19 protein-coding genes and 3 pseudogenes are annotated in these 16,090 nt (G+C 56.2%); 6 read left to right on the top strand and 16 right to left on the bottom strand.

Features of this window, described 5'->3' with window-relative positions; genetic code table 11:
* Window positions 1-64: 64 nt before the first annotated feature.
* The 5 genes and pseudogenes from hisI to JCM15764_RS05815 all read right to left on the bottom strand — a co-directional run bounded on the left by hisI (window position 65) and on the right by JCM15764_RS05815 (window position 4,534).
* Window positions 65-442, bottom strand: coding sequence for a phosphoribosyl-AMP cyclohydrolase (gene hisI, locus JCM15764_RS05835; RefSeq protein WP_054693574.1), 378 nt, complete (start codon window positions 440-442; stop codon window positions 65-67).
* Window positions 443-526: 84 nt separating this feature from the next.
* A pseudogene (locus tag JCM15764_RS05830) lies at window positions 527-1,325 on the bottom strand (methyltransferase domain-containing protein).
* Window positions 1,326-1,431: 106 nt separating this feature from the next.
* A complete protein-coding gene (locus tag JCM15764_RS05825; protein ID WP_243688480.1) occupies window positions 1,432-2,034 on the bottom strand; it encodes an alpha/beta fold hydrolase in 603 nt (200 codons plus the stop codon).
* A 94-nt stretch (window positions 2,035-2,128) separates the two neighbouring features.
* Entirely contained in the window at window positions 2,129-3,313 is a 1,185-nt protein-coding gene (gene bioF / locus JCM15764_RS05820; protein WP_243688451.1) for an 8-amino-7-oxononanoate synthase, read from the bottom strand.
* Between the two features lie 168 nt (window positions 3,314-3,481).
* Complete coding sequence (locus JCM15764_RS05815) at window positions 3,482-4,534, bottom strand: metallophosphoesterase (protein WP_243688450.1); 1,053 nt, start codon at window positions 4,532-4,534, stop codon at window positions 3,482-3,484.
* A gap of 318 nt (window positions 4,535-4,852) precedes the next feature.
* Between JCM15764_RS05815 and JCM15764_RS22045 the strand changes: the two genes are divergently transcribed.
* From JCM15764_RS22045 to JCM15764_RS05795, 6 genes and pseudogenes are all read left to right on the top strand, one after another.
* Window positions 4,853-5,440, top strand: a complete 588-nt coding sequence (locus tag JCM15764_RS22045; protein ID WP_369412263.1) for a GAF domain-containing protein — start codon at window positions 4,853-4,855, stop codon at window positions 5,438-5,440.
* Window positions 5,383-5,949 (top strand): HD-GYP domain-containing protein, encoded by a 567-nt coding sequence (locus JCM15764_RS22040; RefSeq protein ID WP_243688449.1) that lies wholly within the window; start codon window positions 5,383-5,385, stop codon window positions 5,947-5,949. Before JCM15764_RS22045 ends, JCM15764_RS22040 begins: the two co-directional genes overlap by 58 nt.
* A 155-nt stretch (window positions 5,950-6,104) precedes the next feature.
* A pseudogene (locus JCM15764_RS05805) lies at window positions 6,105-7,597 on the top strand (M16 family metallopeptidase).
* Window positions 7,594-8,316 carry a M16 family metallopeptidase gene (locus JCM15764_RS29360; protein ID WP_439645263.1) on the top strand — a complete coding sequence of 241 codons (723 nt, stop codon included), beginning with the start codon at window positions 7,594-7,596 and terminating at the stop codon, window positions 8,314-8,316. The pseudogene JCM15764_RS05805 and the gene JCM15764_RS29360 overlap by 4 nt, the downstream one beginning before the upstream one ends.
* A 59-nt stretch (window positions 8,317-8,375) precedes the next feature.
* A pseudogene (locus JCM15764_RS29355) lies at window positions 8,376-9,122 on the top strand (M16 family metallopeptidase).
* 68 nt (window positions 9,123-9,190) lie between these two features.
* Window positions 9,191-9,298 (top strand): RCKP-type rubredoxin-like domain-containing protein, encoded by a 108-nt coding sequence (locus JCM15764_RS05795; protein WP_054693569.1) that lies wholly within the window; start codon window positions 9,191-9,193, stop codon window positions 9,296-9,298.
* Between the two features lie 60 nt (window positions 9,299-9,358).
* Here JCM15764_RS05795 and JCM15764_RS05790 read toward each other — a convergent pair whose 3' ends face one another.
* The 11 genes from JCM15764_RS05790 to JCM15764_RS05745 form a co-directional block, all read right to left on the bottom strand.
* Window positions 9,359-9,637: a S26 family signal peptidase gene (locus tag JCM15764_RS05790; RefSeq protein WP_243688448.1), complete on the bottom strand. Its 279-nt coding sequence runs from the start codon at window positions 9,635-9,637 to the stop codon at window positions 9,359-9,361.
* Complete coding sequence (locus tag JCM15764_RS05785) at window positions 9,622-10,107, bottom strand: S26 family signal peptidase (protein WP_054693562.1); 486 nt, start codon at window positions 10,105-10,107, stop codon at window positions 9,622-9,624. Before JCM15764_RS05785 ends, JCM15764_RS05790 begins: the two co-directional genes overlap by 16 nt.
* A gap of 232 nt (window positions 10,108-10,339) precedes the next feature.
* Complete coding sequence (locus JCM15764_RS22035; protein WP_243688447.1) at window positions 10,340-10,549, bottom strand: hypothetical protein; 210 nt, start codon at window positions 10,547-10,549, stop codon at window positions 10,340-10,342.
* Window positions 10,536-11,099, bottom strand: a complete 564-nt coding sequence (locus tag JCM15764_RS05780; protein WP_054693559.1) for an RNA polymerase sigma factor — start codon at window positions 11,097-11,099, stop codon at window positions 10,536-10,538. The genes JCM15764_RS22035 and JCM15764_RS05780 overlap by 14 nt, the downstream gene beginning before the upstream one ends.
* A gap of 136 nt (window positions 11,100-11,235) precedes the next feature.
* Window positions 11,236-11,835 (bottom strand): transglutaminase-like domain-containing protein, encoded by a 600-nt coding sequence (locus JCM15764_RS05775; protein ID WP_054693742.1) that lies wholly within the window; start codon window positions 11,833-11,835, stop codon window positions 11,236-11,238.
* A 43-nt stretch (window positions 11,836-11,878) separates the two neighbouring features.
* Entirely contained in the window at window positions 11,879-12,442 is a 564-nt protein-coding gene (locus JCM15764_RS05770; RefSeq protein ID WP_243688446.1) for a flavodoxin family protein, read from the bottom strand.
* Window positions 12,443-12,517: 75 nt separating this feature from the next.
* Window positions 12,518-13,225: a class I SAM-dependent methyltransferase gene (locus tag JCM15764_RS05765; protein WP_054693553.1), complete on the bottom strand. Its 708-nt coding sequence runs from the start codon at window positions 13,223-13,225 to the stop codon at window positions 12,518-12,520.
* 45 nt (window positions 13,226-13,270) lie between these two features.
* A complete protein-coding gene (locus JCM15764_RS05760) occupies window positions 13,271-14,080 on the bottom strand; it encodes an SDR family NAD(P)-dependent oxidoreductase (RefSeq protein ID WP_054693550.1) in 810 nt (269 codons plus the stop codon).
* A gap of 263 nt (window positions 14,081-14,343) precedes the next feature.
* Complete coding sequence (locus tag JCM15764_RS05755; protein WP_054693547.1) at window positions 14,344-14,646, bottom strand: ArsR/SmtB family transcription factor; 303 nt, start codon at window positions 14,644-14,646, stop codon at window positions 14,344-14,346.
* A gap of 269 nt (window positions 14,647-14,915) precedes the next feature.
* Entirely contained in the window at window positions 14,916-15,470 is a 555-nt protein-coding gene (locus tag JCM15764_RS05750) for a cysteine hydrolase family protein (RefSeq protein ID WP_054693542.1), read from the bottom strand.
* 52 nt (window positions 15,471-15,522) lie between these two features.
* Entirely contained in the window at window positions 15,523-16,053 is a 531-nt protein-coding gene (locus tag JCM15764_RS05745) for a GNAT family N-acetyltransferase (RefSeq protein WP_054693539.1), read from the bottom strand.
* Window positions 16,054-16,090: the final 37 nt, after the last annotated feature.

Genomic DNA, 16,090 nt, shown 5'->3' with positions numbered 1-16,090 from the left:
CTGCTTGCTGCGCCCATGTGATCTTGCCACCTGAACCGGGGCGCGGCAAGCAGCGCCCCTACGGTCATTTCTTATATACCTGCGACGGATCGAAGAGCGGATTGGAATGCTCCACCCACTTTCCTTTTTCCCACTTCACATAAAAGCAGCTCCTGTTGCCGGTATGGCAGGCGGCAGGGCCGTTCTGCTTCACCTTGATGACGACGGTGTCTGCGTCGCAATCGGTGAGCACTTCCATCACCTCCTGGGTGTTGCCCGACTCCTCACCCTTCATCCAGTACTTGTTGCGGGTGCGGCTGAAGAACCAGGTCTTGCCGTCCTTCAGGGTCAAATCCAGGGTTTTCTGATCCATGAAGGCCACCATCAACACCTCGCCCGACTGGTAATCCTGGATTACCGCCGGAATCAGCCCCCCCATCTTCTCGAAATCGATCTTGATCATGACAATACATCCTTCCTTGGTCTTACTTGAAAAAGTACTCTCTAATACACCGGTGGCACGCCCCGTGTCAACCAATTAAGCAGCTCATGGGCACCGTCCTGCACCATAAATGACCTCGTAGGTGGCAGGAATGCGTCGGCAGTTCCATATTTCTCCCGATAGATATCCATCATCGCCAGCATGCGTTGGCGACCGAAAAGGCCGGCAGAGGCCCTGGGGGAAGCATTGCCGGCACCGATTTTTTTCAGCGATTTAAGCAGAGCCGTGACGTCGGCATGAAGTTCCACCTCCAGCATCGACTCCACCCGGCACAGGCTAAATCCGGCACCAGCCAATGCCTCCTCAACCCGTGCCGGGGAAAAAAAGCGGTGGGTGATATCCTCCACCTCCCCTTCCCGCTTCAGCGCCAGAAAATGCGCATCCTTCAGCTCGAAAAGAGTTCGTTCACCGAAAAGGGCAAAGAGAAAGGTACCCCCCGGAGCCAGGACCCGACGCGCCTCGGCGAAGGCATGACCCAGGTTGGGAAGCCATTGATAGGTGGAGGTGGAAGTGACCAGGTTGAAGGCGCCGTCCATGAACGGGAGCGACTCCGCATCGGCGGTGACAAAGGTTGCTGCGGCCAGATGGGCGCTGGCAGTGATGCACATGCCCAGTGCCAGTCTGCGCCGAAGATTTGGGCCTCCGGATGGAGACGATGCAGCTCGGCCAAGAGCCGGCCGGTGCCGGACCCCACATCCAGGATCCTGCCCGGATTGCCCGCCTCTTTCCGCACCGCGTCCAGGAGATTTGCCACCACCCGCTTCTGCACCCTGGCATGCTGGTCGTAGGTTGCCGCCTGGCGATGGAAAGAGCCTTTTACCTTCTCTCGATCAATGCCGCCCAATGATTTCCTCCATAAAGGCCCTGATCAGGCGTTAAATTCTGCCGGACGGGCCATGAACGGCGCATGGCCGCCATCAACAATCTGCAGACGCGCCAGGGGAAGTATTTCAGCCATGTAACGGGAAGCTTCCGGCATGCAGATGGTATCTTTCTCGCCGTGAATGAGCAGTACCGACCGGTCTATCCCCGAGAGAAGGGGGCGCAGGTCCGCATCTGCCAGCACCTGCAGTGCCTTTCGCGCCATCATGGGCTCCGGGGATCGACCTTTCATGACAATCTCGTGGACGATGCGCTGGTACTGCTCCCGGTCCGGCTCCCCTTCGGCGAACATGCCCCGAAAAAAATCGCCCATGGTTTTCTGATAGTCCCGTTTCAGGCGAACACCCATCCCCTTCACCTCTACCGGCGGCAAGATGGGGATAATCGGCAGCAGCGCTGAAACGGGGGGTTCCCCCGACCAGTACCAGGCCGGCAAGGCGTGGTCGCAGACCCTTGAAAGCCTGTAATACAACCTGCACCCCCATGGACCAGCCGACGAGGATGGCATCGTGCAGATCCAGCCGGGTAAAAAGCTCGATCAGGTCGTTGGCAAACGCTTCGAGGGTGACGGTTTCCGAGGGTGCAGACTGGCCGTGACCGCGCAGGTCCATGGTGATCAGCCGCCGGCGGTCGGCCAGCTCCCGCTGAAAGCTCCAGACCACACTGGACATGGCCCAGCCATGGACGAAGACCAGCGGTACTCCCTGGCCCATATCCCCATAATGAATTGTCACGTCATCGCTGGTTTCGAAAACAGCCATCTTCTCAGGTCCCCCGGATTACGCCCAGCTGCCTGCCCACCTGGGCAATGGCCGCCACTGCCCGGTCCACATCGGCCTGAGAATGGGTCGCCATCAGCGTACAGCGCAGGCGGCAGCTGCCAACCGGCACCGTCGGCGGCCTGATCCCCTGGACAAAAATGCCCTGATCCAGCAGTTTTCTGGAAAACTCCATGGTCTCTTCCGCACCGCCGACAAAGACCGGGACAATCTGCGTTTCGCTCCCCATGGTATTGAAGCCGGCATTTTCCAGCCCATCTTTGAACTGGGTGCTGTTCGCCGCCAACCCTTTTCGCAGATCGGCTCCTGCCGGTGAATCGACCAGATCGAAGGCGGCAATGGAGGCGGCCAGCACCGCCGGTGGCAGTGAGGTGGAAAAGATGAAGCTGCGGGCCCTGTTTACCAGGTAATCGATGATTTCCTCAGATGCAGCGGCATAGGCGCCGAAACTCCCCAGGGCCTTGCCCAGGGTTCCCATGTGGATGTCGATACGGTCCATGACCCCGCACAGCTCGGCGCTCCCTCGCCCATGCTCCCCCAGGACGCCGGTGCCGTGGGCATCATCCACCATCAGCAGCGCGCCGAACTCCCCTTTCAGGGCCACCAGTTCGGCCAGCTTGGCCAGATCGCCGTCCATGCTGAATACGCCGTCGGTGACAATGATCCGGCGACCGGATGTGGAGCGGTTCTCCTCCAGCAGGCGGCGCAATGCCACCATGTCGTTGTGGGAATAGCGGATAACCTTGGCCCGGGAAAGGAGGGCACCGTCGACAATGCTGGCGTGGTTCAGCCGGTCGGAGAATATGAGGTCTCCCCGTCCGGCGATGGCGGAGATGATACCGGTATTGGCAGCATAGCCGGAATTGAAGACCAGGGCCGCTTCGGTCCCCTTGAAGGCGGCAATCCGCTCTTCCAGGCGGAGATGCAGCTCCATATTGCCGGAAACGAGACGTGCGGCGCCGCTCCCCACGCCAAAGCGTTCGACGGCTCTGATGGCAGCTTCCTTGAGCAGGGGATGATCCGCCAGCCCCAGGTAGTTGTTGGAACAGAGAAGCAAGACCTCCCGGCCATCAAGAATGATCCGGCTGGACTGTTCCCCCTCCACCAGGCGCATGGAACGGAAAAGCCCGGCTGCACGCAATGATTCAAGTTCTTCGCCAAAGGTCTGCACAAACACTCCCTCTTTCGGGTTAAATACGCCCGGATGTTTTAGCATAGAGCGACGCCGTCGTCAACCAACCAGGCTCACATGGTTAACGAGCAGGGATGATGGTGATGACGGTAATCTCGGGCGGGGCAAGAAAGCGAATCGGCGGCCCCCAAGTGCCGGTACCGCGGCTCACATACAGGAGGAATTGTTAAGATGGCGGGAGAGGCCCATCTTCACCGGGTAAAAAAGGTGGGTCAGCAGGTTGAATGGAAATATCTGTCCCTTGTGGACGTGACCCGACAGCTGCAGGTCGAACAGCCCGAGGGATGCAGGTTCGATTACCGGACGATGCTTGAGGAGCAAGGTGAAACGATCTCTCGAAAGTCCGGCAAGCAGATCGGTTTCTGCCGGCGCCTTTTTCCTGGAGTCCCGCTGGGAAGCCGGATCATCTACTCCGACTAGATCAAGCAGACCGGCAACGGCAGCAGTCTCGTGGCGAAGTATTTTGAAATCCGCCTTTTCCATAAAGGAAAGGGCCTGTGGCAAGCCGGCATAGACCTCATGATTGCCGGTGACGGCAAATTTGCCCAGAGGAGGTTTCAGCTCCTGCAGAAGCGGCACCATCACTCCCAGTCCGTCCAGCTGACTGTCGAGCAGGTCCCCTGTGGAGACCACCATGTCGGGATCCTCAGCCTTTACCAGCTCAAGAACCTTTGCCAGACGTTCCTTCCCGACCATAACTCCCAGATGCAGGTCGGAGATCTGCACCACCACCAGTTTTTTCACCGCTACGGGCATTTTGGGCGAAGTAATGGTGATCCGCTCTGCTTTTATGTGGCGGGCTTCAAAAAATCCATACGTGGAAATAACGGCAGCAATGAGCAGCGGGAGATAAAAACCAGGGACTGCTTGCAAAGCAAAATCTGAAAATTCCCGATCGGACAGCTTTCCGGCAACTATCAGCAGCAAATTGTATAGGTCGATGGCGATTGAAGCGGAAAAAAAGAGAAAGAGAAAACCCATCCAGGTATAGCTGATATGGGCAATGACGCTGGCTGTGGGATGCATGCCATGCCTTTCGGCTACCCGCACCAGTACCGGGGATATGACCATGATGACAAAAAAAATAACCATCACGGCAGAGATGGCATTACCGAATGCCACAGCCCCTTTAGCCTTGAAAAAGACATATGCGTGCAGACTGCCGTAGAGAAGAAAGAACGACAACAGAAACAGACTCATGTTACCCCCGCAGGTTCAATTGGCATGTGGTTTAACTCTACCACAACAACCTGTCGCCAAACAAAAGGAGTTTCGAATTAGTTTCCATCGTTACCTGCAATAAATGTATGGCAAGATACGCAAAACTTTCTATAATGAAGACACTCCACTCCTTAATGATAATTGACCGGCGGATGGTGAAGCCATGACGAAAATGAGCGGCAAACTGCAAAGGATCATCGATCTTGGGCTGGTGATTTCCCGCATCAATGACATCGATCTGTTGCTGGAAAAGATCCTCCTGGAGGCCAGAAGTTTACCAGGGCAGACGCCGGGTCCATCTACATCAGGGAAGAAGAGAGGCTGCTCTTCAGCTACACCCAGAATGATACCCTGCAGAAAAAACTGCCTCCTGGTAAAAAACTCATCTATTCCACATTTTCCATCCCCATCGACCACCATTCCATTGCCGGGCACGTTGCTGCCTCAGGGGAAGCGATAAACATCGCCGATGTATATCAGCTCACGGATAATGACCCTTTTTCTTTTGACAGAAGTTATGACGACATCGCCGGCTACCGGACCAGATCCATGCTTACCTTTCCGCTCAAGACGGTCCGCGGCGAAATTACCGGAGTACTGCAGCTGATAAATGCCAAGGATGGAGGCGGTGCACCGGTCCCATTTGCTGCTGAAGATGAACCCCTCCTTGTGCACTTTGCCAATAATGCAGCAAATGCAGTGGAGCGGGCGAAACTGACCAGGGGGATCATCATGCGCATGAACATGATGGCGGAACTGCGGGACCCCAAGGAGACCGGCCCCCATGTAAAAAGGGTCGGCGCGTATTCTTCGGCCATCTATGAGACATGGGCCATGAAAAAAAACATCCCCCTGCCGAAATCGAGCGGAACAAGGATATCCTGACCATGGCGGCCATGCTCCATGATGTGGGCAAGGTGGCCATTTCCGATGTCATCATGAAGAAACCGGACCGCTTTACCCCGGAAGAATTCCATATCATGAAGCAGCACACGGTACTCGGCGCCCGCCTCTTTGCCGAGCTCTACTCCGATGTTGACGAGGCTGCTTACGTGGTGGCACTGAACCATCACGAGCGTTGGGATGGGCAAGGTTATCCGGGCCATGTGAACCGCCAGAGCGGGGAACCTCTGCCGGGGCAGCTGAATTCAGATGGGGCTCCGCTCGGCAAGAAGGGGGAGGAGATACCTCTTTTCGGCAGGATAGTGGCCATAGCCGATGTCTATGACGCCCTCTGCTCCCAGAGATGCTACAAGGAGGCGTGGAGCGAAGCAGAGGTGCTGGAAAAGCTGCGCAGCGAATCGGGACGGCAGTTCGATCCGGAAGTGGTTGAGGCATTTTTTGATTCCCTGGACACCATACGGCACATCTCCAGCCTCTACCCCCAGGAGTGAGCTCAATAGTAAAATTAGAAACCTTAAAGACAAAACCCCATCCTATAGCCGCATCACATCAAACAATGCATTTTTAGCCATTGCCTTACCATCTTCTTAATGGTATTTATACGGCTCTCTGCAAAAAATCCATCACAGCGAAAGGTCCTACCATCATGAATGCCTTGCAGCGAATCGTCCTGTTTACCGTTCTGTGCGTCGTCTTTATCGCCCCATTTGCCTTTTGCCAGGGTCTTGAGGACAAGGTGCAGGAATATACCATGAAAAATGGCATGAAGCTCCTCTTGGTCGAGCGCCATACCTCCCCCACCGTCGCCGCCTGGATCAGGTACCGGGTCGGCAGCGTCGATGAGCGCAGCGACGAGCGAGGGCTGGCCCACCTGCTGGAGCACATGCTCTTCAAGGGCACCAAGACCCTTGGCACCACCAATTATGCCGAAGAAAAGCCTCTCCTGGACAAGATCGAGCAGACTGCCCAGGCCCTGATGCTTGAAAAATCACGGCGGGAAAATGCCAGTCAGGAAACCATCGACAAGTTGAAAAAAGAGCTCTACGCTCTGGAAAGAGCGGCGGAGAAATATGTGGTCAAGGAAGAATTTTCCCAGATCTATGCCAGAAATGGGGGCTCCGGCTACAACGCCTTCACCAGCAAGGACGGCACCACCTACCTCATCAACATGCCGGCCAACAAGATGGAGCTGTGGGCGGCCATTGAATCGGACCGGATGAAGAACGCCGTGCTGCGGGAGTTTTACACGGAGCGTGATGTGGTCATGGAAGAACGTCGCCGCTCCTATGAGACGGAACCGGAAGGTCAACTGTGGGAGAATTTCGTTGCCACCGCCTTCGTTGCCCATCCTTACGGGCAGCCGATCATCGGCTGGATGTCTGACCTGGAAAACCTGTCGCGGACCAAGGCGGAGGCCTTCCTCCATAAATATTATGCCCCCAACAACGCCATTATAGCCATCGTCGGCGATATAAAAATTGCCGAGACCATTGCCCTGGTGGAAAATTTTTCGGTGACATAGCGCCGGGAACACCGGTGCAGCCGGTTGCAGTGGAAGAGCCACAGCAGCTTGGTGAAAAGCGGATCGAAGTGGAGGCCGACGCTGAGTCGCAGCTGATCATCGCCTTTCACAAGCCCACCTTTCCCTCTCCCGATGACTATGTCTTCGATGTCATAGATATGCTGCTGGCCGATGGCCGCACATCCAGACTGCACAAGAAGCTGGTGGTGGAAAAACAGCTGGCCACCGATATTTCCTCATTTCCAGCACCGGGAACCCGCTACCCGAATCTGTATGTCCTGGCTGCAACCCCGCGAGACCCCCATACGGCAAAAGAGGTGGAAGAGGCTGTTTATGAGGAGCTGGAACGGCTGAAAAAGGAACCGGTTACCCCTCCCGAGCTGCAGCAGATACTCAACAAGCTGGAATACGAAGAATCACGACAGATGATTTCCAACGGCGGCCTGGCGAGAAACCTCACCGAATACGAGGCGACCACCGGCAGCTGGCGTTATCTGATCGAGCACCGGCAGCATGTCGCCAGGGTGACACCCGACGACGTCATACGCGTGGCGCAGAAATACCTGGTGAAGACGAACCGGATCGTGGGAGCCATCGCCAAGCGCCAGGCGAAGTGAACTGGACCCCCCTTCATCCCTATTACATAGGGGAAGCGAATGTGGTGCAGGGGGGTAGCTATAAAGCTTCAGATCAAATTCCCGAGGTCAATACCATGAAAAACATACGAAACCTTTGCATCAGCATGTGCCTCATCCTTTCCACGGTGCTGGTCATCTCAGGATGCACCACCGGCGCACAGGTGGCAAACCCGCGAACCATGACCTTTTCGCCCCTCAAGTTCGAGATTCCCAAAACTGAGCGGGTACAGCTTAAAAACGGCATGATCGTTCATATGCTGGAAGATCACGAACTCCCCATCGTCAGCATCACCGCCTACATAAAAACCGGCAGCATTTATGAGCCGGCAGACAAAGCCGGGCTGGCCGGGCTTACCGGGGCGGTAATGCGCAGTGGCGGAACCATGTCCAGAACACCGGAGAAGCTGGATGCGGAACTTGAATTCATGGCTTCATCCATTGAATCAAGCATCGGCGCCGACGTGGGCAATATTTCACTTAGCTGCCTGAAAAAGAACCTGGATGCGACCCTTTTCCTCTTCGCCGATCTGGCCATGAATCCGGCTTTCCGCGAGGACCGGGTGGCCCTGGCAAAAAACCGCACCATCGAAGGCTGCGCCGCCAGAATGACAACCCCAAGGAAGTGGCGGACCGGGAACTGCAAAAGGCCATCTATCCCAATCACCCATTGGGGAGAATTCCCACCATCGAAACGGTGAAGAGCATCAGCAGGGATGACCTGATCAAATTCCATCAGCGATATTACCATCCCAATACCATGATGCTCGCCGTGGCCGGCGATTTCGACAAGAAGGAGCTGATCGAAAAGCTGGAAAAAACCTTCGCCGGCTGGGAAAAGTTGGCGGTCGAGTACCCTCCGTCCCCCCGGTGCAAAAGGAGATAAAGCGAGGTGTTGCTGGCGAGGAAGGATATTGGCCAGTCGGTGATCCGCATGGGAGATCTGGGCATCGATAAGAACAACCCGGACCTTTACGCGGTAAGAATCATGGACTACGTACTTGGCGGCGGTTTCACCTCGCGCCTCACACAGGAAATCCGCTCCAATCAAGGGCTCGCCTATAATGTGGACAGCCACTTCGATATCGGCCGTCAGTTTATCGGCACCTTTGTGGCAGAAACCGAAACAAAAAGCCAGTCCACCATCAAGGCGACCAACCTGATGCGTGATATAATCGCCGGCATGACCAAGGCACCGGTCACCGACGAAGAACTAAAGCTGGCCAAGGATTTCATGATCAACTCCTTCATCTTCGGCTTCACCAGACCGGATACCATCGTCAATCAGCGGGTTCGGCTCGAATATTTCGACTACCCGGCAGGTTACCTGGAAAACTACCGGGATAACCTGGCCAAGGTGACGAAAGAGGATGTGCTGCGCGTGGCTAAAAAATATCTGCACCCGGAGCGCATGGTGCTGGTGGTTGTCGGGGATGAGAAGAAACTGGATGGGCCACTTTCTGCCTTTGGGCAGGTGAGGGAGCTGAAATTGGAGAATGGAAAATAACCCCCCTGCTCATGTACGTTCGCTTCCCCCCTATGGAATAGGGGGGATTAACACAAAAGGAGAAACACATGGCAGTATGGAAATGCAGTAGTTGCGGATACACCAAGGAGGGGCGGTGCAAGCCTCAGAAATGCCCCCAGTACCAGGAGAAGGGGAACTTCGAAAAGGCGGAATAGCCGCCGGCACAAAAGACAAAAATGCCTTCAGCCTGCAAGCGCTGGAGGCATTTTTTTATCTTACCTGCCCGACGTCACGACCATCCCGATCCGTTCCCGTCTAACTCCGGCATCACCTCTAGACCAGTAGATCTGCCGCGCCTTCCCCGCCAGGTCCCGTAGCGGAATATAACCGGTGGTAGCACTGCCGGGCGCCGAAAGCTTTTCGCCGAGAACATATACCATGCCGTGGGGCACGGTTTCCCCGTCCGAGGACTTCTGCCCCGGGAGCGCCGCGATCTTGCGGATGAAGATCTTGCTCCGGTCGTCAGGATCGATGAACATCACCACGTCTCCCACCTGCGGCGCCCCCCGCCGGTAGGCGTTTTGTCCGTCAGCACGAAGTCCCCCCGCAGAACCGTCGGCGCCATGCTTTCGGCAACGATCCGGAACGCCTCGATGGTGGAGGATTTTATATGGGCGATCACCGCACCGTTCACCGCCACCATCCCCACCAGCCAGGCAGCCAGGTAGAAATACCAGCGGTTGTACGGCCTTGGCTCCCCTTCCCTTCGTGTCACCGCGGCATCCCGTATGGTCCAGAGATAAAAGAGGATGACCGACAGCAGCGTGAGACCGGTGCCGACCATGAGCAGCCGGTCCGGAAGGCGCACGGCGCAGCGCAGCCCAATAACGGCGAGCATTTCATAGATGGCGAAAAAAGAGATCCCTTTGACGATCTCGCCATTCACCATCTGTCCCAGGCCGGGCATGGTCATGCCAAGAAGAAGAGCCGGCCAGTTAACACGCGGTGGCCTGATTTGTGACATGAGTTACCTCCCTGAGTTTTTCATATGTCCCAAGATTGCCGTGGCTTCGGGAGTGAGTGACCGAGCCGCAGCGACGAGCGGACACCCGCCGTAGAATCAACGAAGCTGCCCCATTGGCAGTCAACGGGGTGCCATGCGGAAGAGACGCCACCGCAAGGTCCGCAGCTGTGGCAACCGAACGATCGGACGAAGTCACGGCAATCGTCCTCTCGCCGCCAATCATGTTTATCCCCTAGCCGCAAAACGAAGGTGCGAAGAAAGAACCGATCATCCGGAACAGGTTCACCAGCGTCAGGACCGATCCCCCAGCCGCCAGGGACCAGCGTAGCGGCGCAGACAACAGCACTGCCGGCAACCGCTCCGGTACCAATTGCTCAGCTTCGGCACGAACAGCGACCATAACGCGGTGAACAAAATGAGGTGAGGGTTCAAACTCTTCCATTGCTCTCTCTCCCGTACATCTGACCAATCAACGATTTCAAACCCTCTTTCGCCCGAAACAGGCGCGATTTCACTGTGCCCAGGGACACTCCATCTTTGGCGGCAATTTCATCCAGGGCCTTTCCTGCCAGACTCTGCAGTATTGTCTCCCGGTACGGCTCCGGCAACTGCTCCAGAGACCTGCGTAATGCCTCCCGGCGCTCTCCCTCCAGGAACAGCTCCTCCGCATCGGGAAGGGACCCCGGAAGTTCTGGAATGCCGTCCATATCCACAAAGCTGCGTAAAGATCGAGCCCGCAGTTCGGAAATGCATCTGTTGCGGGCCAGGATGAACAGCCACGCTGCAAAGGGAACGCCCCGCTCCGGATTAAAACGAGACAGCCCCCGGAAAGCATCCAGGAAAATCTCCTGCCCCAAGTCCTCCACAAGCGCCTCGTCACGCACCAGCCTGTGGATAAAATTCAGCAGATTGCGTTGATAGTGGGACACCAGAATGGCAAAAGCCTCTGTATCGCCACCCTGCACACGTTGTATGACCTGGAGGTCTTCCATCTCGCCTGCTTTCGTTTGTGTTAACGGTATATACGCGGTGGGAGGGCAAAGGTTCCCGATTTTTTTAACGGTTCGCCAAAAGAAAAAAGAGGAAGGAATTACAGCTGGGAAAGAAAGGACCGGTAGCTGCCGTCAATCAGAATGGCCCTGGCAAATCCCGCCAGAGCGCGGTTCTGCTGTTGTACTTCCGCAGCCGGTCGACCACCGAAGGTGCCGGGGCGGCAAAGATCGTGTCATAGATAAATTCACCAGCCGCCGGGTCCATTGAAAAGGCCAGCTGCTCCGCCTCCAGGCTGAACTGGGCATCGATCCCGCCGGTGTTGCCCCGGGGATCGATTCGGATCCATCTGCCGAGGCTTGGCAGATGGATACCGTTGAACCCATGCAACACCAGCTGGTTATTGACCGGCGGGTCCAGGCGCAAAACCTGGTAGCAGAACCCAGCCGGGATGTTGACCGCCCTGAGCAGGGCGGCCAGAAGATGACTCTTGGCGAAGCAGATCCCTGTGGCATGCTGAAGCACCTCACTGGCGGTACAGGTGACCAGATCTATCCCCGCATCGTTGGAATGGGGGATGGTGTCCCGCACCCATTCGTACAGGCAGCGGGCCTTTTCAACGTCATCCGAAAGCGACCTGGTCAGATGGAAGGCGGCCTGCTGCACGACGGGTGTCTTCCAATCCACCACCGGGTCTGAAACCAGATAATCATCGAGATTTTCGGATTCGCACAACATGACTTTTCTGCCTTTCTCTCGGGAAATCCTGCCGACCATTCCATTACCGCTCACAAAACCTCGATGCCACTTCTTCGGCCTGAAACAGAACATCCGGCGGCACATCTGCGGCCCCTTCCCCACCGACGCCGCAGGCACGGACCAGACGGATTTGGGCAAAGGCGCCCCACTTGAGGAAATACTCGTAGCGGGGGAAGATGTCGGCAAAATGTTCCGGATCCGGATCGCCCTGGGTGAGGATAAAGAGGAGATTTTTCCCCGGCGGCAACCGAGTCGGTTGCGTATTGGTTTCATAGTCCGGAACCAGGTAAGAGAAAGTGCGGTCCATGAATCCCTTTAATTGGGCGGTTATGTCGCCGTAGTAAACGGGAGAGGCATAGACAACCACATCAGCTTCCTTCACCACCTCCAGCACCTGGGTCAGGTCATCGGCAAGGACACAGTGATCGGCGGCCGATTTGCAGCCGTAGCACCCCTGGCAGCCGCGATAGGTAAGGCGATTCAGTTCAAAGGTGCGGGTTTCCGCATTGAGTCCTTCCGCTTTAGCCAGAAAACGGCGGGCAATGGCGGCACTATTTCCATTGGCACGTGGACTCCCAACAGGCAAACAATTTTCATATCTCTTCCTTAACCTAATTTATTGGTTGCTGCAACAAAAAGTGATCCAGCAGAATTACCACTATCAACGAGCCAGTATCACCTCGGAAGGAAAGAGCATCTGTTGATGATACTCTCTCACCGCTACGGAAAAGCCATGCTCTCGCAATTTGTCGGAGAGGCACACACCACGACAGCCTCCCATTGCCTTGGGTGACAGTCTGTAAAGGGTTTCATACAGCCGGCTGCCGAACCGTTCGCCCCGGGTCATGTTCACCAGAACCAGCCTGCCATCTTTCTTCAGGACCCTCCTGAATTCGAGCAGCACCTGGTCCATGGCTTCAAAGGGTATAAGGTCGAACATGTAATTGTTCACCAACAGATCGACCGAGTCATTTTCTGCCTGAAGATGGAAGGCGCTACCGATGGAGAGTTCATAATCCGCCCCTCGTACCTGCGCAAGCCGCTTCCGGGCCCTGGCGAGCATCCCCGGAGAAAGATCGATCCCCATGTTCCGCCCATGGGGATTTCTCTTCACAATTTCCAGGAAGGCCAAACCGGTGCCAACGGCCACTTCCAGCACTGTCTCGCCGTCCCTGATCCCAGCAAGCTCGATTGCGCGCCTTCTGGCATGGGACTCGGCCAATCTCCCCCAGATATCGTAGATGCCGGACACCCGGTCATATAAAGGGGCGATCTCCTCCTGGGGAACACGCGCATCCAGTCCCTCTTTGGCCATATGGGACCCACCGGTGCAACAGGTAAAACCGCTACAACAAAATTTAAGATTCATCGTCTCCTCCTTTTCTGATGTACGACAACATCAACCTGTTAACGGTCAATGGGCCGGCTTTTGTTCCAGCATCCACCTGCCGATCCTTGCCACTAGCCGCCTGGGGGCAAATCTGATGGATGCAATGGTCGCCTGGTTCATCATTCCAGGGACAACCACGCCTATGTTTCCCTGCAGCGCCTCGTACCCTGCAGCGGCGACCGCAGCGGCATCCATCAGCGGCCCTTTAAAGATGCGGGTTCCCTCCATATTGGCCCGGGCGGCAAATTCCGTTGCCGTTGCACCGGGACATAACGCCGTGACCTTGATGCCCGATCCTCGCAGCTCCCCGGCCAGAGCTTCAGTAAAGCTGAGGATGTAGGCCTTGGTGGCGCAGTAGACTGCATTGAGCGGCACCGGGGCAAACGAGCCGGTCGAGCCCACATTGAGAATGCCGCCGTGCCCGCGTTGCAGCATCGCCGGCAGAAAAAGCTTGGTGAGGGAGGTGATGGCAGCGATATGGAGCTGGATCATCTCCAGTTCCCGCTGGAGACTGGTATCGGAAAAAGGGCCGTACTCGTTGAAACCGGCGTTGTTGACCAGAATATGCACCGGAATGTTCAGCCTCTGCAGGTCGTCGAAGATTTGTCGTGAAGCACCCGGCACTGCAAGATCCACGGTCATCCCCACGACACTGATGCCGAAGCTTTTCTCGAACTCGGCGCCGATCTCCCCCAGCCGCCGGGCATCCCTCGCCACGACCACCAGGTTATGCCCATTGGCGGCAAAACGACGACACAACTCATATCCGATGCCGCTGGTCGCGCCGGTGACCAGCACCGTCTCCCGGTCATCCCACTGTTTCTCTCCCCCCATAGACTCCTCCTCTGTTATTGATATTTTGACAATTCAACAAACATCGAAATGACCGAATAAAAAAATGGTTCCTCTGACATTGCCGGAGGAGGCAGTCGCGGCATCGGGAGTGGGCGACGAGCTACAGTGGCGAGCGGACACCCGCCGCATGTGGAACGGAGAGGCAACCAGCCAATTCAAGCATAGTACACCATTACTCGGGCGGCACCGCAAGGTCCGCAGCTGTGGCGACAGAGCGAACGGACGATGTCGCGACTGCCTCCTCATACTGAAGAATGGGGAAACGCCAGGACCTTGCTCACCTCTTCCACGGCCTTCTCGTTGACCCTTGCCACCAGGAACTTCCCCTTCCGTTCCGTGACGATCAGCCCGGCATTGGCCAGTTCCTTAAGGTGATGGGAAATGGTCGGGGCGCCGATGTTGAGGGAGCCGATGATGTCGCTGACGAAACAGTCACAGCCGGTTTTGAAACTTGCTTCGTGTTTTCGGGCTATCTCCAGATAGAGTTCAAGTCTGTTGGGATGGGAAAGGGCTTTCAGCATCTTGGCCAGTTTTTGGGTATCCATTGAATTCCTTCACTTCGATAGTTGTCGAAATGTGAAAATACGTGTTTTCTCCTGCGGTGTCAACACATTTGTTTTCGAAAAATGCGTCTATCAACAGCAAAGAAAAGCCCCGGCTTTTTCTTAACCGGGGTCACTTACTGCTGGCGCCAGCGTTGCAAATCTTCCTGCAGATCGGGCCTGAGCGCCCTTCTTATGTTTCCACCTCCAGGGGGAAGCTGCTTTCCTGGGCAAAGCCGGTGAAAGGGGCGCGGGTTTTGTCTGCCATTGCACTATCCCTTCCCAAGACCGCCTATCCACTCCGCGGTCGTCATCACCTTGCTGAAGAGCATCCCCTGGGTGACCAGGATCGCCCGGTGCAGTTCCTCTGCACTGACGGAGCCGGCATCGTTGGCGAGGGAAAGTGTGCCGGTGGCGTCGGAGAGAAACTCCACCCCGAAGCCGAGATGAAACGCTTGACGGGCCGTGGTGTCGCAGCACATCTGGGTCATGTACCCGCTGATCACCAGCGTACCGATATCCTTCGCCTTGAGCCACTCTTCCAGGTTTGTCCCTGTAAAACTTCCCGGCAGGGTCTTCTCGATCAGGAGATCATGGGGGCGCTTCGCCACCTCGGGGTGAATATCCCATTCGGGAGTCCCTTTCCGGAAGACGGGACGGTCCGGCGCCGTGACGGTATGTTGCACCACAATGACCGGGATACCGCTTGCCGAGGCGGCATCCATCGCCCTTCCGATGTTCTCCAGGCTTCCCGCCGGGTGGGTCACCGGGAGCTTCCCCGTGAAGTACTCGTTCTGCACGTCGATGACCAGTAATGCCTTTCTCATGTGCCTCCCCTCCTTTTCTAACATCAAGAACAATCTTTTATTTTTGCTGCCTTTAGCTCGGAGATGCGCTGTTAATTTCATCAAATTCCCCTGCATTTCTCATGATACGCATTCGTGTGAACTCCTCTCGGCTCATCTCCATCAGCCGAAAATCTACCAGCACCCCCTGAATCTCCCTGCGGCATTCCCCACGATCCACAAAGCCGATTCGCAGGTACAGTTTAATCCCCCTGGTGTTATTCTTCCGGACGATCAGGTGGATGCGGGAAAACCGGTGCTCCTCGAATCCGATCTGCAGCGTCTTTGAGGTAATGCTTTCACCAAGTCCCAGGCCGGTCCTGTCGGGCCGCAGCGCGATGCGGAACTCGGCCTCTGCCGTATCCGTCTTCTCCAGAATCGTAAAACCGATCAGGTCGTCGCCATCTTCAACGGCATAGAGGAAGACTCCTGGCCTCAACCGACATTCATGCAGCCATCCCTTTTCACGCAGAGCATAGTCCATTTGCTCCATGTCCCCGGTATAGGACGGCCATCCGTTGATCTGCGTAACATCACACTCATTCAACACTCTCAATGCAGGCATGAGCGTTTCTCCCTCCGGTTCGTTTCCCTTTGTTGTT

The sequence above is a fragment of the Geotalea toluenoxydans JCM 15764 genome (genome assembly GCF_001311985.1).
GTDB classification, from domain to species: Bacteria; Desulfobacterota; Desulfuromonadia; order Geobacterales; family Geobacteraceae; genus Geotalea; species Geotalea toluenoxydans.
Note: the sequence above shows the minus strand (reverse complement) of the source record. Positions and strands in the feature narration are given on the sequence as shown.

Bases quoted from the DNA above. Each gene is read 5' to 3' on its own strand.
- hisI (WP_054693574.1), bottom strand. From the start codon at position 442: ATGATCAAGATCGATTTCGAGAAGATGGGGGGGCTGATTCCGGCGGTA.
- JCM15764_RS05825 (WP_243688480.1), bottom strand. From the start codon at position 2,034: ATGTCCAGTGTGGTCTGGAGCTTTCAGCGGGAGCTGGCCGACCGCCGG.
- JCM15764_RS05815 (WP_243688450.1), bottom strand. From the start codon at position 4,534: ATGAGTCTGTTTCTGTTGTCGTTCTTTCTTCTCTACGGCAGTCTGCAC.
- JCM15764_RS22040 (WP_243688449.1), top strand. From the start codon at position 5,383: ATGGGCCATGAAAAAAAACATCCCCCTGCCGAAATCGAGCGGAACAAG.
- JCM15764_RS05795 (WP_054693569.1), top strand. From the start codon at position 9,191: ATGGCAGTATGGAAATGCAGTAGTTGCGGATACACCAAGGAGGGGCGG.
- JCM15764_RS05785 (WP_054693562.1), bottom strand. From the start codon at position 10,107: ATGTCACAAATCAGGCCACCGCGTGTTAACTGGCCGGCTCTTCTTCTT.
- JCM15764_RS22035 (WP_243688447.1), bottom strand. From the start codon at position 10,549: ATGGAAGAGTTTGAACCCTCACCTCATTTTGTTCACCGCGTTATGGTC.
- JCM15764_RS05780 (WP_054693559.1), bottom strand. From the start codon at position 11,099: ATGGAAGACCTCCAGGTCATACAACGTGTGCAGGGTGGCGATACAGAG.
- JCM15764_RS05775 (WP_054693742.1), bottom strand. From the start codon at position 11,835: ATGTTGTGCGAATCCGAAAATCTCGATGATTATCTGGTTTCAGACCCG.
- JCM15764_RS05765 (WP_054693553.1), bottom strand. From the start codon at position 13,225: ATGAATCTTAAATTTTGTTGTAGCGGTTTTACCTGTTGCACCGGTGGG.
- JCM15764_RS05760 (WP_054693550.1), bottom strand. From the start codon at position 14,080: ATGGGGGGAGAGAAACAGTGGGATGACCGGGAGACGGTGCTGGTCACC.
- JCM15764_RS05755 (WP_054693547.1), bottom strand. From the start codon at position 14,646: ATGGATACCCAAAAACTGGCCAAGATGCTGAAAGCCCTTTCCCATCCC.
- JCM15764_RS05750 (WP_054693542.1), bottom strand. From the start codon at position 15,470: ATGAGAAAGGCATTACTGGTCATCGACGTGCAGAACGAGTACTTCACG.
- JCM15764_RS05745 (WP_054693539.1), bottom strand. From the start codon at position 16,053: ATGCCTGCATTGAGAGTGTTGAATGAGTGTGATGTTACGCAGATCAAC.